This is a genomic window from Sphingomonas sp. MA1305 (genome assembly GCF_016107325.1).
In the GTDB taxonomy this organism is placed as follows: Bacteria; Pseudomonadota; Alphaproteobacteria; order Sphingomonadales; family Sphingomonadaceae; genus Sphingomonas.
Window position 1 is genome coordinate 119,181 of record NZ_RCVT01000006.1, and the last position, 15,624, is coordinate 134,804.

The following is a 15,624-nucleotide window of genomic DNA, read 5'->3' on the forward strand; positions in this document are numbered from 1 at the left end:
CGCGGGATACGTCGGCAAGCCGCCGGGCAACGATGCCCTTTGGCTCACACCTTGTTGGTCCTGGACGCAAAGATGGCGATAGCCATGATTGTCAGGGCTCCCCCGCCCCATAGCCAGCCGATGACCATCATCGGCCCCATTTTCATGCCGAGGAAAGCATCAACGGCATGGACGGACAAGGCCTGGACACAGAATAGAGCGATCATCGCAAGCGTCGTCAGGGCGGCCCACCGCCGCGCACCATGTCGGGTGTACACAATCCATAGACCAAGACCGGTGAAGATCGACGCACCGAATGCGGTGATCACAAGCTGAAGGGACAGGTGATCGCCATATAAGCCCTCCTTCATCAGGGCCGTGCGCACCCGGTCATGGACCAGCCAATGCAAGCCGGTCGCAATGACCATCGCCATGACGGCGAGCAGCACGGCGATGATCAACCAGTCCCGCCGGCGTAGCGACCCGGCCGCGATCGCGCTGACGAGCAAGGCCAGGATGCCAAACGAGTTGGTGTTTGCGATCAAATCGGTCATGGCATTGGCTTAGCGCCCCGACGCGATCCGACCAGCGCTGTAATAGTGTCGGGCCTGTTACTTTCCGGGAGGCGTCCTCTGTCCGCGCCATCAATGATCTACATCGCCTATGCAGTGCTGGCCTGCATCCTGTTCTGCATAATGCCGGTCCGAGCCGCGATCGTCGCGACCTATGTCGGCGGCTGGCTGGTGCTGCCGGTCGGCAGCTATGCGGCCTATCGGTCGGGCTTCACCATCGAACTGATCGGGACGATGCTGCCTGCCCCGGCAATGCTGCTCAACAAGAGCTGGGTGGTGGCCATTGTCCCCCTGGTCCTTGCGACGATCCGGGCGCCGCGTGCCTGGCTGGCCTGGCGGCCGGGGCCGATCGACCTGCCGGTGTTGATCTTCTGCCTGTGGCCGTTGCCGGCCGGCATCGCCGCGGCCGCGCCATCGCCCGCACCGATCGTCGCCTGCGCCTATCTCATGGCGATCTGGGCTGCACCCTGGCTGCTGGCGCGGATCTATCTGGACGATGCGGCAGGGCGGATCGCGCTCGCCAAGGCCCTGTCGTTCGGCGCGCTGGCGATCGCGCCCTTCGCGCTGGCCGAGGGCATCGCCGGACCGTTCCTGTATCCGCTCGTCTACGGCCCCCATCCGTATATCGCCGACGGGGTCGACCGCTACATCGGATTCCGGCCGCTGCTGATGTTCGAGGACGGCAATCAATATGGCATCTTCGTCGCGCTCGCGGCGCTCTGCGCGATCGCGCTGTGGCGACAGGGCGGCAACCGCGTGCAGGCCGTCCATGCCGTCATCGTCACCGGCCTGGCAATCCTGTCGCAATCCGCCGGGGCGATCCTGCTGATGCTGGCCGGCGCATTCGTGCTGCTGGCACCGGTCCGTACGCGCGATCTTCGGCGTGCGGCGATCGCCGTCGCGGCACTGTGCGTGATCGTCGCACCCCTGTATGTTTCGGGCGCGCTGCCGATCGAGCGGCTCGTCCGCCATACCGCCCCCGGCCAGAAGTTGCTGGCGGTGGTGCGGGCGACCGGCCGGGGATCGATCGCCTGGCGCGTCTCGCAGGATCAGAAGGTCGCCGGCCTGATCCGGCAGCATCCGGTCGTCGGCACGTCGCGCTGGGACTGGTGGCGCCCCAGCCAGACCCGGCCGTGGAATCTGGCATTGCTGATCGTCGGGCAATTCGGCGTGATCGCCTTCGGCCTCGCCGCATGGATTCTCGGCTACGGCAGCATCCGCCTGCTGGCACGGCGTGACCGATACGGGATTGTCGAACAGGGGCTGGCCCTGGTCACCATGCTGGCGGCGCTGGACGCGCTGCTCAACGCCTTTGTCTTCGTCCCGGCATTGCTGGCGGCTGGTGCGATTGCAGCAGGACGCCGGCCCCTGACAGCGAAGCGGCGCGACCCGCAGCGGGCGCGATAGCCCGCCACCGGTCGCGCCATCGCGCTCAGGCCGCCGCGAAGCGCACGGCGGTCCGGCGACGCCGATAGCGCATGGCTCCGCCGATCACGCCGAAGCCCAGGATCATCTGCAGCCACACCGCCGGTTCCGGCACCGCGGCCAGCGCCGAGAAGGAACGATAGGCGTCCGCGGTGCTGAAGCGGTAGTTGCTGTTGGCGAGGACGTCGAAGCCGACATTGTAGCCGATCGCGTCATAGGCGGCGAGGTCGAGCGCGGTCACCTCCTGCATCTGGCCGTAGGCCGAGGTCGGGTCGAGAATGCCGAGCTGCGGCACACCGAATGCACTGTCCTTCCAATGCGATGCCTGGCGGCCGTCGCCATTGGCGACGCCGGTGGAGAAGCGCGAGTCGCCGAACAGCTGGGTCTGTCCGCCGTCGATCGAGAAATAGGGCGTGCCCTGCGTCGACCAGTCGAGCGTGCCCGGCTTGCCATAACGGAACAGGTCGAGCTGGCTGGCGACGACATAGTTTTCGAGGCCACCGGTGACGCGGTTGGCGGCGCCGGGCGCCGTATAGGCGTCATAGGTGTCGACGCCGCTGACGAAGCCGAGCGCGTGGCCGATCTCGTGGATCGCGACACCGATGAAATCGATGGCGTTGGCGGCGATGCCGTTGGTCGGATCGAAGTCGAAATTATATTCGTTGCTGAACGTGATCGAGCCGTCGGAGGCGGCATAGTTGACCGCATTGCCGTTGACGTCGGTGGTGATGCCGAGCGCTTTGGCGCTGGCCTTGGTGACGGCCAACGTGGAATTGTTGATCGAGCCGTCATTGTCGGTGCGGGTCGCGGTGTCGACGTAGCCGTTGCGCTGCGCGTTGAGTGCATTGGTGGTCACCGAAACCGCGCCGAAGCCGTCGCCGAGCACGCTGGCGCCGAGCGGCGACAGATTGGCAACCGCGGTGCGATCCAGCGCGCTGGTCGCATCGGCGGCAAGGGCCGCATAGCCCTGGGTCATCGACAGCAGCGTGCGCGTGCTGCCGGTCGAGCCCAGGACGTTGGGCGCGAGCGCGCGGAAGCCGATGTCGAGATTGATGACCGCATCGTCCCGCAGCACCGAACTCCAGTAGAGCGTGGCGATATTGAACCCGATCCGTGCCTGGGTCCCATCCCCTGCACCGCCCGTGTTGTTCAGCACGAACGTCACGGCCTGGGCCGGCATGCTGACCGCTGTCGCCGACAGGACAATCGCGCTTGCGAAATAACGCATCTTCTTCATGGATTTCCCCCGATTGCCGGATCGTCGCCACTCGTGTCGCGATCGATTGGTAAGCCATGGTGTCTGGCCAAGGCCCATCGGTCAATCCCGCGTTAACGATAGTTCGAAACCATAGGGGTAAGGCGCCACGCCATCACCACACCTGTCCAATTTTGGTACAACCGCTCCGATGGGTCGAAGGGCATGGAGAGGTGCTGTCTTCCGCGTAAGGCAGATGCGTCAAAACAGCCTTTCCTCATCCATCGGCAGTGATTGGTTGTCAGCTTCGAGGTGTCGATGCGTTTCGACTGCCTCGACTGCACTTCTAAGTCATGGGCAAAAGAAATCCGTTGCGGGGTCGCAACAACATCAAAGTGTTTTGAACTGGGATGTGTCGGAAGTGGATATGTAAGTGGTGTTGACTCACTGATTGTCTTTAATAATGCAAAGTTAATCAGGAGAGGAACCATGTCCATTCGTACCATCATGCTCGGCGCAGCCGCTGTGCTCGCCACCGTGTCTCCCGCCTATGCGGGCACCGTCATCGTCAATTCGGTGTCGGGTCTGCCGACGGCGACGACGTTCGGGACCCTGCCGGGCGAGAACACCGGGGGCGGCACCGCCGCGGTCACCACCACGGCCGCGCGGTCGGGCAACGGCTCGCTCGAGATGACCGGGGATCGCACCCGCACCCAGGTCGGCATCCAATATGCGCCGTTCACCACCAACCTTGGCGCGCTGGCCAATGTCACCGGCCTGACCTTCGACTGGCGCATCGCCGGTGATTCCACCAACCCGTACAATGCCGACTATACGCCGGCGCTGCGGCTGTTGATCCAGGACGGCGCGACCCGCAAGGAGCTGATCTGGGAAGGCGCATACAACGGCACCTACGGCAACACCGCCCGTGACACCTGGTACAGCTCGTCGGTCAACGACCTGTTCTACATCACCGGCGGCAGCGTCAACGCCGGCCAGACGATCGCCCAATGGGCCAGCCAGCTGACCGGCGCGACCGTGTCGGGCTTCTCGGTGGGCGTCGGCAGCGGCGCGACCACCGGCTATCACGCCTTCGCCGACAATGTGACGCTGAGCACGACGGGCGGCAGCACCACCTACAATTTCGAGGCGGCCACCGGTGCGGTGCCCGAGCCCGCCACCTGGGCGATGATGATCCTCGGCATGGGGGCGGTCGGCTTCATGCTGCGCTCGGCCAAGCGCCGGTCGCAGACCGGCCTGCGCGCCGCCATCGCCTGACACCGGCCGGCTTTGGCAACGACGCCGTCGTCCCCGCGGGGACGACGGCGTTCGTCTGTCTGCAGCCCGGGTGTTGCCCGAACGACCCCCCCTATTTCGGCAGGATCAGCACCAGCGGCACGCGCAGCACGGTGCGCACGTCGGCGGCATCGTCGGTCGCGCCGACCTCGACCGACCAGTTGATGCTGGCGCGGTCGGTCGCGCGATAGGTGATGCCGAACAGCAATCGGGCGAGCTGCAGATCGCGCGACGTGCTCTCGAACGATGCCGGGTCGTTCGGGCCGGGAGCGAGGAGCGAGGTGCGGGTGCGGGTGCCGAATGCCCAGGTATGCGCATAGCCGAGGTTGATCGAGGTGCGCTCGTTGAGCGAGATGCCGATGCCGGCGCTGAACGACAAGGCATCGCCCGGCTTGACGTAATTGATCCGCACCGGCGGGATCTGGGTGTCGACGCTCTTGCCGAAATTGCGGGTGTAGCCGATCGTGCCGAACAGCACCGCGGGATCGCTGGGCAGGATCGCGGTGATGCTGGGTGACACGCCCCAGAAGCCCGCCCCCGTCGCCGCCCGTGTCGCCTCGCCCGTCGCCAGCCTCGGCACGGCGAAGGGGTCGCTGCCGGTCGGCGCGACGACCTGAAGGTTGCCGACCAGATAGGGCAGGCCGCGCCGCCCGGTCAGGATCTGGTAGCGCGCCGACAGTTCGACGTCGCCGATGCCGCTGCCGCGGGCCGAGCTGTCGATCTCGCGCGCGGCATCGTTGTTGGTGCTGCCCTGCACCGGCACCAGCACCGACGTGTCCCAGCGCTGCACCAGCGGCACCCGCACGCCGAGTTCGAGCCGGTCAGTGACGCCGTAGCGCGCCGCCAGCGACTCGGTGATGATGTCCTGGCGGCTTTCGTTGATGTTGAATTCGCCGACCAGCACCGATTCGACGACCTCGATGCCGCGGAACAGCGCGCGGTTGCGGTCGGCGCGCGCATAGTCGAGCTGCAATTCGCCGGTCAGCTGGCCCTTGCGCGTGACGACGCTGCCCTCGCTGCCCAGCACCGCCACTTCGGGCGGGCGGTCGTGATCGGCGGGACGCGTGCCGACGCTCTCGATCGGCGCCGGCCGCGGTGACGGCACCGCGGCGACGATCGTCGCCGGATCGCCCGGCGTGCTCGCCGCACTCGCCTGGGCGACCGCCGAGGGCGGCTGGAGTGAGGCGGTGCCGACGGGCGGCGCGCCCGCCGCACCGACCCGCGCCTCGAGCGCGGCGAGGCGCGCCTCCTGCGCCTCGAGCTGCCGGCGCTGCGCCGCGATCTCGGCGCGCGCCGCGTCGAGGTCGCGCTGCAGCGCGGCGGTGGTCGGGCGCTGCGCCGGCGTCTGGGCTTGCGCCACCGCCGGCGACAGGATGGTCGAGGCGATCAGCGCTGCCCGCCACACCGCCGTCATCGTGCGTCCCTCGGCATCGTCATTGCCCCTCCCTGTTTGCCTATCGTACTAGACCACGGGCGACATCCGCCGCCAGCACATCCATCTTCAGGGCGGCCGATCCCATCGTCAGCGCGGTCGCATCGTGCAGGGTGACGCCGATGGTGGTGACCGTGTCGATCGTCCGGTCGTTGCCGGCGTTGAGGACGGCGGTCGCCACCGACTGGCCGACCAGATGCGCGATGCCGATCTGGTCGCCCGCCAGCGTCACCTGCGACCCGTTGGCGAGGCTGGTGAGCGTGACCAGGCCGTCGGGCGTCTGCACCGCCGGGCCACCGGCGACGATCGCCAGCGGCACCAGCCCCGGCTGGCTGTCCGCCGCGCCGACCGTGCCGGTGCGCACCGTACTGACCGTCGGCACGGTGATCTGCGCGCCGGTCCGGCGGTCGAACAGCACCGACACGCCCGAGGCGAGCGCCCCTGCTCCCGCGCTCGTCCCCGCATCACTGCCCGACCCCGACTTGCCGGTCGCGGCGGCCGAGGCGGCGTTGCCGTCGCGCCCGAACACCTGGAGGTTGGCGGTCTGGTCGATGGTCAGCACGGTGCGCAGCACCGGCGTGCCGTTGACCAATGTGTCGCTGGTCACCGACAGCGCCAGCGAGCCTCCGCCGGGCAGCATGAACTTGCCGGTGAGCGTAGCGAGCTCGCTGTCCGGCAAGGGCGCGCCAAAGTCCTGCGCGTCGACCGGCTGCTCCCCCGACACGGCGAACAGTCCCATTATGGCACAGGCGGAGAGGAGCGCGCGCATGGTCAGAAGTCCCGGTAGAAGGGGGCGCTGAGCGTCAGGGCCTGCTGGCTGAGCGGATCGAGGAACGGGTCATGGACCGGCGCCTGCGCCAGCGGCTGCCATTGGCGGACGCCGTTGAAATTCTGCTCGCCGACCTGGGTCGCGGAATTGAGCACGAAATAGACGCCGTTCCACATCGCCTGGAAATTGGCGCGCGGGATCGCATGCAGGCCGAGGCTGGGGTCGCCGAGCAGCACCGAGCTCGCGGTGATCCCCTTGACCACGACGAAGTGGCGATAGCCCTTGTAGGTGATCAGCGCGATGCCGGGCAGCCGCCGCGCCGCGATCGCATCCAGCGTCACCTTATAGCCGTCCGCCTGCAGCCGGTTGTCGGCGAGATAGCGTTTCATGTCGAGCAGCGAGAAGCCGACGCGGCGGATGCTCGCCTGGTCGCCCTGGCGCCACATGCCGGTGAAGACGTCGGTCTCGCTGCGCGGCAGGCCGTAATGATAGCGCAGCAGCGTCGCCAGCGCCGCGGAGCCGCAGCTGAAGTCATATTGCTGGCGGACCACCGTGGCGAACTTGCGCGCCAGCATCGAGGCGACGGGGACCTGATAGTCGGCGATCGGGCCGGAGGCGCCGGCGAAACGGGGATCGCTGGGCGCGATCTGAGCGGCGCAGCCGGCGGTGCCGAGCGCCAGGGCAAGGACGATCGGGACCGCCGCTCGCGTCATTGCGGGCCGAGGTTGATGACGACGTTCATCGCCGAATTGATCGCGACATTGTTGCCGCTGTTGGCGCTGATCACCGCCAGACCGGAGAGGTTGGAAAAGGCCTGGCCATCGATGGTCACCGATCCGGTCACCGAATTGCCGGTCACCGAATTGTTGGCGACGGTGTTGCGCTGGTCGGCCGCGGCGATCTGGGTGCCGCGATCCTCGCGACCGGCGATCGCGCCGAGATCGCGCTCGGTCAGGACATGGTCGTCGGTGAAGGCGGCTGGATCGGCCGGGGTCGCGGTAGCCGCCTGGGCGACCGACGTCGGGGCCGTCTGACCCTGGGCCATCTGACTCTGGGCCATGGCCGGGGCGGCAGCGATCAGCCCGCTGGTCAGCGAAAGGGCGCAGATGATGCGGCGCATGACGATCCTCCCTGTACGCGTGGAAAAGAGGGGGCGGCCGGGCTGACCCGGCCGCCCCGACGTGCCGATCAGCGGGTGATGTTGCCCGTGGTGACGGCGACGCTGACGTTGGCGTTCTGCGATGCGCCGGCGCCGGTGTTGACGTTGAGCGCCTGCATGCCAGCGAAGTTCTGGAAGGCGGTGTCGCCCGTCGTCAGGCTGTTGTCGGTCGTGCTCGACTGCCCGGCCGAACCGGCGAAGCTGACCTTCACGCCGCTGACGTAGTTGGACAGCGCCGAGGTCGCGACCACCGCGCCGTTGCCGAACGTGCTGCTCGGCGACACCGCGGCGTTGCCGGCGGTTTCCGTCGAGGTCGTCGTATAGGCGAGCGACGAATTGTCGGTGTTGTAGGTCTGGTTGTTGTTGTTCGTCGTGTTGCCGCTGTTGTTGGTCGACGCGTCGGTCCGGTAGGTCTGGTTGTTGTTCGCGACGCTGGTCGTGTTGCCGCTGTTGTTGGTCGACGAATTGGTGCGATAGGTCTGATTGTTGTTGTTGGTGGTGGTGTTCGACGCGACGTTGTTGCTGTCGGTCGTGTTGCCACCGTTGTTGCTGCTGTTGGTCGAGCTGTTGCGGTTCTGGCTGTCGGCGATCGACGTGTTGCCGCTGTTGTTGGTCGACGCGTTGGTGTTGGTGTTGCCGCTGTCCGCGGTCGACGTGTTGCCGCCGTTGTTGCTGTTGTTGGTCGAGCGGTTGGACGCGTCGGTCGTGGTGATGTCGCCGACGGTGCTCGACCGGTCGGTGTTGCTGGTCGACGCGGTGCTGTACGACGTGTTGCTGGTGTTGCTGGTGTTGTTGGCGGTCGACGTGTTGCCGCCGTTGTAGCTGCCGTTCACCGAACGGTCGGTGTTGGTCGTCGTGTTGGTGGCGGTATTGCCGCTGTCGGCGGTCGACGTGTTGCCGCCATTGTAGCTGCCGTTCACCGAGCGATCGGTGTTGGTGTTGGTGGCGATATTGCCGCCGTTGTAGCTGCCATTGGCCGAACGATCGGTATTGGTCGTCGTGTTGGTCGACGTGTTGCCGCCGTTGTAGCTGCCGTTGGCCGACCGGTCGGTGTTGGTGTTGGTCGAGGTCGCGGTGTTGCCGCTGTTGTTGGTCGAGCTGTTCGATGCCAGCGAGACGTCGCCGACCGTCGACGAGCGATCGGTGTTGGTCGAGGTGTTGGTGGTGCTGGTCGAGGCGGTGTTGCCGCCGTTGTAGCTGCCATTGGCCGACTGATCGGTGTTGGTGGTCGGGTTGTAGCTGCCGTTGGTCGAGCTGTTGGCCGCATCCGTGCGCGTCGTGTTGCCCGAATTGGAGATGTTGCCCGTGGCGATGCTGTCGTTGCGCGCCGCGGATTGGCCGGCGGCCGTCGAGCTGTCCTGCGCCGAAGCGGCGGAGGCGGTCGCGGCGAGCAGCGCGGCGACCGAGGTGCTGACGATCAGACTGGTTTTCATCCTCGTTGTCCTTCCCAAGTAGCGAAAGGAGCGCTGTCCCCTGTTGGTGAGGATCACCGCCCGTCCCAGCGGAACGAGCGTTAACTAATTGTTCATCTTTGCCTCATTCTCCCTTCGTTCGGGAGTTAAGGCATTCTCATCTAGGGAAAATCATTACCCCCAAATGGGGGGGGCGCCGTTTCAGGCCGCGTCGAAGGCGATATCGCCGCTGACCGCACGCTGATAGCGCAGCATCAGTTGCAGCAGATCGCTCTGGCGATGCGTGTCGGTCTTGGCGAACACCTGCTTCAGATAGGTGCGCGCGGTATCCGGCTTGATCCGCATCTGCGACGCCGCCTCGATCAGTGTCAGGCCGCGGTTGAGGCAGGCGACGAGCTGGGTTTCGACCGGCGACAGGCCGTGCAGGTGGCAGATCGGTTCCAGTCCCCGCGCGACGCTGCTTTCCGGGCGCATGATCCGGATGATGGCGGCGGCCCGACCCGGCCCATCGCGATCCGGATTGTCGTTGCGGGCGTGGGGATCGTCCGAACCCGCGCGGCCGGGCGGCGCGATGACCGCGATCAGCGGCCGCCCCCTGCCCGATCGCTCGATCAGCAGCATCACGCCGCGCACCGCGCGCATCTCCTGATGGCGCGGCGGTGCGATCACCGCATCCAGCGCCGCCTGGAAACGGACCGCGTCCTGGTAGCGGGTCGGGCGCAGCTGGTTGCGGCGCAGCTCGACGCCATCGCCTTCGTCGAGAACAATGCGCGCGGCGGGATTGGCGAACAGCACATTCTGGTCGCTGTCGACGACGATGATCCCGCATTCGCTCTGGCGCAGCACCGCGGCGAGCGCATCGTGACGGCGTTCTATCGCGGCGAGACCGGTCGCCATGTCACGGACGGCGCTGGCGGCCAGGGCGAAGCCGGGTGCCAGCGTCAGGACCTGCTGGGTGACGCCCTGTTCGTCGAGATGGTCGCAGGCGAACAGCAGCAGCAGATGCCCCCCTGCCCCGGGCATGTCGACGGCCAGGCCGCAATGATCGGGGACGCGGTCGTCGCGGATCCAGCTATAGCCGCGCCGTGCCGGCAGCCGCTCGCCATCGGCCAGGATGTCGAGCGCCTCGCGCGCGGCCTGGTGGCGCGCGATCCGGCCGATCGAGACCTGGCGGCCATCCCCCTCGCGCGCGATGATGCAGCCGGCCAGTGCGCCGATGGCGCGGCACAGGCCCTCGACGACCCGGTCGGGCGGCTTCAGCGGAACGGGGAAAGCGGCGGGACCATCCTCGGCAGGGGCGAGGGCAAGTAGTTCAGCGAGATCCAGTTCCAGATCCAGCATTGATGTCCCTCCTGTCAGGCGCTCCCCCCAAAGCGCCCTGCCGCGGTTGACCCGCAGCCATTGTCGCGTCCCGCCTTCGATCGGCGAGATTCTTGTGCTGAACAATAAATTAGGTAAGGCAGACGGAAAGCGTTTTTTTTGATCTGCGTCCAAGCATGACCTAGGCGATGTTTCGTTACCAGAATGAATCTAGGTCCATTCTCGCCGATACCTGTCCGTCGAAAGTGGAGAACGTCAGGCGGTATTGCCAGGAGCCGGCGGTTCGAAGGCGTGAGCTGAGTATGATGTGCCGCGATATGGACGAAGAATTGGGGATAACGAAGCCGTCCCAAAACGGGATAGAAATAGCGCCTGCGGGTACTGTTGCCGGTCTTGGACCGGTCAGCGCTCCATCCCTTCACTGACCACAGCAGGCCCGCTTCAAAATGTATGCTCGCCATGTCGCGGTGGCACGGCAAAGTAGATCATGCGCCGGCGACGGCGCTGCTCCTGCCCGGGACAGGTACAATTGGCATGCGGCGAGCAAAGGACTTCTGCTTGGCTGATGCGAGGGGGCCGCATAAGGGGTGCTGGGGCTGACAAGGAAAAGCAGGGATCATGAGCCGCAAAACTGAAGCCGACGTGCTGTACCCTGTGCGCAGACCTACCGGAACGGGAACATCGGGTAAGTCATGGAGACATATTCTGCTCGATACCGTTGCGCGGAACGAGAAGTGGCTCGTTGGCGGCCTGCTCGTTGGCGCGGTTCTGATCAGAGCACTTTGGTGTCAGTTTCGGTCAACGTCGGGCGCAGCTGGCGAAGCAGCTCGGGTTGCTGCGGCAATTGGAGACGGTCGTGGTTTTGCTGACGCCTATCGGATTGGACAGGGTGCGACGGCGCATCTGACGCCTGTCAGTCCGGGTATCGCAGGCCTGGTTTATCGGCTGTTCGGCAATCCCTCGTCCCTGTCTGAAGCGCTGCTATTCTGTTGGGCGATCGGCCTGATAATAGCGACATTCTACTTGCTGTACCAGACGTTCACCCGGCTTGGTGTCTCCATCTGGGGTCGTCTGGCCGCGCTGGCATTCTGCTGTTTTGCCCCGACCTATTTCGGGCAAGAGGCAGTCGACTTTCGTGTTTGGGACGGTGGAATTTCCATCTTTCTTTCCGCCTGGATGCTCAGGGTAATGGTCGAAGCGGAATGCGATGGCGGCATCAGCGTTCGGTCCGCATCGCTGCTTACCCTGGTCGGAGCACTGCTGTTCTTTACCAACTCCCCGGTCGGCGTTGCCTATCTGGCCTGTGCAGCGGTCCTGTTTCTGCGGCGTCTACCGCTTCGACTCTGGCCGGTGCCGGTGATGGTCGGTGCGATCACCCTAGCCTTACTGGTTACGCCATGGGCGATGCGAAACCAGCGCATGCTTGGACAACCGGTGTTGCTGCGCAGCAATGCCGGCCTTGAACTGGCGATCGGCTTGTACCCCGGCCAACTCCATGCATCGGACCGCGGGGCGGAGTTCATGGCGCGTTTGAACGACATTCATCCCGCGCTTGGCCCCGTGCCGTATCACAAGATGCAGGCCGCTGGGGGCGAGGTCGCCTATGCCCACGCCCTTGGGGCTCAGACCATGGCTTGGGCACGTAATCACCCCATCGAAGTGGCCAAATTGATGGCGCTGCACGTCCGGCAAACCATCGCGCCTCAGCCGTGGCAATTTGCGGCGTTCGGCTCCGGAGGATTCACTACCGGGCGGGCGTTCCTTACTCAGGTGGCCGGTATTGCCGGAATGCTGGGGCTGATCCTGGCCTTGGTGCGACGACGCCGGGGATGGTGGCTTCCCGCCCTTGCCCTCATGCTGCTGCTGGTGCTGGCGGCACCGTTTCAGCCGGTCAAGCGCTATACGTACCTCGTTTATCCGCTCTTTGTCTTCGCGGCTGGTAGCCTGATCGACGTTCGGCGGTCACCCGGCCTGAGAAAGAAGATGACGCGTGAGGTGGCCGCCTGACGATGCCGACCATTTGGCAGTCGGCGGTGATCGCGATAACACATTCCAGTGTTGTCCTGGCTTTGGGGAGCGTCGGGCATTTGTGCCTTGTCAATCAATGTGGCCAAACTAGTGAGTAGGAACGGGCACATGACCCGAGCAGCTGCTGTCTGCGGCGAGCGTCAAACGGGGGTCGACGGACGATGCGAGCGCCGCTTACGATCAGCAAAGGTGTCGTAAACATCGCATCATCAGGTTTTGCCTTAGACCGAATATATTTGACGTTTTGCGCGCCGATCCTGTTGGCCTTGATCTATATCTTACCGCCGTTCCAAGCCCCCGATGAAGCCGCTCACTTTTACCGGGCCGTACAAATATCTCATGGTGAGATATCGCCGGTGCTTGCTTACAATGCGTACCGTCAAGGTGCAGGCGGCGCCGTTGATCAATCGGCTTACGAGCTTGTTGACCGGCGCTGCGGGATTCCCAATTGGACGTGTAAAAACCGGACGCGGCCGGGCTTAGTCGATCTGCTCCGACGCCCATTGCAACGTCGGAATGGCGATCCACGGCATGTCGTGGCATTCAGCAACACAGTTGTATATTTACCGCTGGCGCATGTTGTGCCGGCTGCGGCGATATCCATCGCGCGATGGTCTGGCTTCTCGGCCCTTGGTTGGCTCTATGCAGGTCGTTTGGCCAATATGATTTTCGCGACAGGCGTGTCGTGGCTGGCTCTGCGCCTCCTGCGCTTCGAGCGTGCGGCCCTCCTGGTGTTCGCGGTGGCGACGTTGCCGATGGTCATTTCGGTTGTCCCCACGCTGACAGCGGATTCAGGCGTGATCAGCTGCAGTTTTCTCCTCGTCGCGCTGTGCGTGCGTCTACTCAATCACTCTACGCGCGACAGATGGTTCTGGCCGGTGATGCTTTTCACGGTGCTATACGCCTCTGCGGCTAAACTCGCCTACCTGCCGCTTGCCTTTCTGCCGGTCGCCTGTGCGCTGATGGTCAAGGCACCTCGCCGGACTCTGATCGGAGCCGCCGCAGTCGCCCTGGCGACGGTCGTGGTGTTGCTCGCGTGGTCGGGTGTTATCCGCGAGTTCGTTTTTCCCATATCGATGGATCTTCGGGTGGACCCGCCATCACAAGTGGCGTTCATACGGCATAACCCGATTACGTTTTCGGAAGTAATTGTCCGATCGATAATCAGCCGGGCGCATGAATTGCCGATGCGGGTAGCTGGGTCGCTTTTGTGCGCACAAGATGTTCTGCCACCAGAAAGTCTATTGCTGTTTGCTCTTCTTGTTGCCGCATTCGCGATGGTATACTCTGGTTCCAGATATCCTAATATGGTGCTTAGGATAATTGCTCTGATAATAATTTGTGCGGGGGGTGCGGCGACATTCGTGTTCCTGTATATACAGAACAGCGCCGCGGGAGGCGCAGAAGTTGAAGGATATCAGGGACGATACCTGATCCCATTGTTGCCGGTTCTTGCACTTGTGGTTCCACCGATCCCGCGGCCAGAGGGAATGACCGAAATACGCATGCGTCAGATCGTGGGTCTCGGGGGCAGCGTGTCGGTGCTAGCTCTTGCCGCGTTCCTGACGCTGCGGGCCTGGTAGCTGGACGCTCTTGCAAGCATGATGGCGTCTGGTTGCGCGCAATAAGGCTTTATGCTCGGATCGGCTGACCGCAGGCCTGCTGGCTTGTTCACGTCAGATAACCCTGTTCACGTCAGATAACGTTGTGCTCGCCATCATCCACGCCGACGGCATGCCCTGGGGCACGGTGGCGGCTCGGCGGGTGCGCAGCGCGCCGGTCAGATACGACAGACGGTCATATTCGCAATCGTTGATCGATCAGGAAATTGGCAGCGAGCTGATATCCGTTGCGATCGCCGCCACGGCTTTCTCCACAACCGTGCTCGCGAGGAGTGCCGTCCTACGGCTTTACGCAATGTGTCCTGACCTGAGCGCTGCCGTATTACAGATCGCACGTCAAAATCTTCGCACAGCGGAAACAGAAAAAGCCGCCGCCCCTGCGGGCGACGGCTTTCCTGAAAGTCACGAAAGATCAGGCGAAGCGGACCGTCGTGCTGACCTTCGACTTGCGGCTGCGGCGCATCGCAAAACCGATGGCGCCCATGCCGAGGATCATCATCGCCCAGGTGGCGGGTTCGGGAACCGCGGCCGCCGAGAAGTTCAGCGTGCCCGAATAGGACGCGTTGACGTTGCTGGCCCCGGTGCCTTCCAGACGCAGGACGTACTGACCAGCGGTAACCGCCAGATTCTGCAGACGATAGATCTCGTCGGTGCCCGCGATCACCGGAACGATGACATTGCCACCGACCGGCGGATTGAGGCGCACCAGGCTGAAGTCGATGTCGCCCGCGCTGCCGACGTTGCCCGTGAACAGCGTCGTCAGGGTGAGGGAGAACAGCCCGGTGCCGAGGTCAAACGTGTAACGATCGACGAACGACGGGTTGGTCACGCTGGCGTTGCCGAACGTGCCTGCCGCCATGCTCGCCGTGCCATCGAAGGCGATGGTGCATGCGTTGCCGCTGTCGCACCGCGCAACGGTGGAAGCCGCAGACGCATTCTGTGCGGCCGTAAGCGTGGCGATGGCCGCGCCAACCATGAGAAGCTTTTTCATAAGAGACCCTTTTCCCGTGTGCACCAGATGGTCAAACCAAGACCCTTGCCACCAGTCCCCCTGTGGGTGCGCCGGCATCCTGCCTTGATTAACGGTCTATTAACATCATTTTAGCCAGTTTGAGAAGTCGACTTGCTGTGAAAAAGTCGAAAAATAAGTTAGTAAGTCCCACTTTGGCACGGGTGCAATTTGGTTCCGCGCACCCCCGATATTTCGAATTTTTCCGGATTGTGTTGATCGCCTGGGGCGGGCGGTCTTTCGAAGGAAGGGCCGAAATGCCAGTGCTCGGTTTGCCTCCTGGCTATCCCTTTACCTTCAGGTTTCGTGGATTATCAAAGACTTATCCGCAATTACGCACGATCTTCCGCCGGCTTGCCGATCTGGCTTCACGGTTCATCGACGTTCCAATGGCGTTTGATTGCAA

Annotated in this window: 13 protein-coding genes; 4 read left to right on the forward strand and 9 right to left on the reverse strand. The window is 64.3% G+C overall.

The features are described 5' to 3' along the window. Positions 1–44: 44 nt before the first annotated feature. Positions 45–533, reverse strand: coding sequence for a hypothetical protein (locus D9601_RS18200; RefSeq protein ID WP_198355506.1), 489 nt, complete (start codon positions 531–533; stop codon positions 45–47). Positions 534–626: 93 nt separating this feature from the next. Here D9601_RS18200 and D9601_RS18205 point away from each other — a divergent pair, with 93 nt between their 5' ends. Further along, positions 627–1,958 carry a hypothetical protein gene (locus D9601_RS18205; RefSeq protein WP_198355507.1) on the forward strand — a complete coding sequence of 444 codons (1,332 nt, stop codon included), beginning with the start codon at positions 627–629 and terminating at the stop codon, positions 1,956–1,958. Positions 1,959–1,983: 25 nt separating this feature from the next. Here D9601_RS18205 and D9601_RS18210 read toward each other — a convergent pair whose 3' ends face one another. Beyond that, positions 1,984–3,213, reverse strand: a complete 1,230-nt coding sequence (locus tag D9601_RS18210) for an NF038122 family metalloprotease (RefSeq protein ID WP_198355508.1) — start codon at positions 3,211–3,213, stop codon at positions 1,984–1,986. A 447-nt stretch (positions 3,214–3,660) separates the two neighbouring features. On the opposite strand from D9601_RS18210, the gene D9601_RS18215 reads away from it, so the two are divergent. Next, positions 3,661–4,449 carry a PEPxxWA-CTERM sorting domain-containing protein gene (locus D9601_RS18215; RefSeq protein ID WP_232474392.1) on the forward strand — a complete coding sequence of 263 codons (789 nt, stop codon included), beginning with the start codon at positions 3,661–3,663 and terminating at the stop codon, positions 4,447–4,449. A 91-nt stretch (positions 4,450–4,540) separates the two neighbouring features. Here D9601_RS18215 and D9601_RS18220 read toward each other — a convergent pair whose 3' ends face one another. From D9601_RS18220 to D9601_RS18245, 6 genes are all read right to left on the reverse strand, one after another. Further along, complete coding sequence (locus tag D9601_RS18220) at positions 4,541–5,881, reverse strand: transporter (RefSeq protein ID WP_198355509.1); 1,341 nt, start codon at positions 5,879–5,881, stop codon at positions 4,541–4,543. A gap of 40 nt (positions 5,882–5,921) precedes the next feature. Further along, complete coding sequence (locus D9601_RS18225; RefSeq protein ID WP_198355510.1) at positions 5,922–6,668, reverse strand: hypothetical protein; 747 nt, start codon at positions 6,666–6,668, stop codon at positions 5,922–5,924. Positions 6,669–6,670: 2 nt separating this feature from the next. After that, complete coding sequence (locus D9601_RS18230; RefSeq protein ID WP_198355511.1) at positions 6,671–7,381, reverse strand: C39 family peptidase; 711 nt, start codon at positions 7,379–7,381, stop codon at positions 6,671–6,673. Next, on the reverse strand, positions 7,378–7,788 hold the full coding sequence (locus tag D9601_RS18235; RefSeq protein ID WP_198355512.1) for a hypothetical protein: 411 nt from the start codon (positions 7,786–7,788) through the stop codon (positions 7,378–7,380). Before D9601_RS18235 ends, D9601_RS18230 begins: the two co-directional genes overlap by 4 nt. Before the next feature lie 68 nt (positions 7,789–7,856). After that, positions 7,857–9,260: a hypothetical protein gene (locus tag D9601_RS18240; protein WP_198355513.1), complete on the reverse strand. Its 1,404-nt coding sequence runs from the start codon at positions 9,258–9,260 to the stop codon at positions 7,857–7,859. Positions 9,261–9,440: 180 nt separating this feature from the next. Beyond that, entirely contained in the window at positions 9,441–10,580 is a 1,140-nt protein-coding gene (locus tag D9601_RS18245; RefSeq protein ID WP_198355514.1) for a helix-turn-helix transcriptional regulator, read from the reverse strand. A 597-nt stretch (positions 10,581–11,177) separates the two neighbouring features. Between D9601_RS18245 and D9601_RS18250 the strand changes: the two genes are divergently transcribed. Both D9601_RS18250 and D9601_RS18255 read left to right on the forward strand, forming a co-directional pair. Continuing rightward, on the forward strand, positions 11,178–12,566 hold the full coding sequence (locus D9601_RS18250) for a hypothetical protein (RefSeq protein WP_198355515.1): 1,389 nt from the start codon (positions 11,178–11,180) through the stop codon (positions 12,564–12,566). Positions 12,567–12,853: 287 nt separating this feature from the next. Next, positions 12,854–14,170 (forward strand): DUF2142 domain-containing protein, encoded by a 1,317-nt coding sequence (locus tag D9601_RS18255; protein WP_198355516.1) that lies wholly within the window; start codon positions 12,854–12,856, stop codon positions 14,168–14,170. A 451-nt stretch (positions 14,171–14,621) separates the two neighbouring features. Here the strand turns inward: D9601_RS18255 and D9601_RS18260 are convergent, their stop codons facing one another. After that, positions 14,622–15,200, reverse strand: coding sequence for an FxDxF family PEP-CTERM protein (locus tag D9601_RS18260; RefSeq protein WP_198355517.1), 579 nt, complete (start codon positions 15,198–15,200; stop codon positions 14,622–14,624). Positions 15,201–15,624 lie beyond the last annotated feature (424 nt).

Bases quoted from the DNA above. Each gene is read 5' to 3' on its own strand.
- D9601_RS18230 (WP_198355511.1), bottom strand. From the start codon at position 7,381: ATGACGCGAGCGGCGGTCCCGATCGTCCTTGCCCTGGCGCTCGGCACC.
- D9601_RS18235 (WP_198355512.1), bottom strand. From the start codon at position 7,788: ATGCGCCGCATCATCTGCGCCCTTTCGCTGACCAGCGGGCTGATCGCT.
- D9601_RS18240 (WP_198355513.1), bottom strand. From the start codon at position 9,260: ATGAAAACCAGTCTGATCGTCAGCACCTCGGTCGCCGCGCTGCTCGCC.
- D9601_RS18200 (WP_198355506.1), bottom strand. From the start codon at position 533: ATGACCGATTTGATCGCAAACACCAACTCGTTTGGCATCCTGGCCTTG.
- D9601_RS18220 (WP_198355509.1), bottom strand. From the start codon at position 5,881: ATGACGGCGGTGTGGCGGGCAGCGCTGATCGCCTCGACCATCCTGTCG.
- D9601_RS18225 (WP_198355510.1), bottom strand. From the start codon at position 6,668: ATGCGCGCGCTCCTCTCCGCCTGTGCCATAATGGGACTGTTCGCCGTG.
- D9601_RS18245 (WP_198355514.1), bottom strand. From the start codon at position 10,580: ATGCTGGATCTGGAACTGGATCTCGCTGAACTACTTGCCCTCGCCCCT.
- D9601_RS18205 (WP_198355507.1), top strand. From the start codon at position 627: ATGATCTACATCGCCTATGCAGTGCTGGCCTGCATCCTGTTCTGCATA.
- D9601_RS18250 (WP_198355515.1), top strand. From the start codon at position 11,178: ATGAGCCGCAAAACTGAAGCCGACGTGCTGTACCCTGTGCGCAGACCT.
- D9601_RS18260 (WP_198355517.1), bottom strand. From the start codon at position 15,200: ATGAAAAAGCTTCTCATGGTTGGCGCGGCCATCGCCACGCTTACGGCC.
- D9601_RS18210 (WP_198355508.1), bottom strand. From the start codon at position 3,213: ATGAAGAAGATGCGTTATTTCGCAAGCGCGATTGTCCTGTCGGCGACA.
- D9601_RS18215 (WP_232474392.1), top strand. From the start codon at position 3,661: ATGTCCATTCGTACCATCATGCTCGGCGCAGCCGCTGTGCTCGCCACC.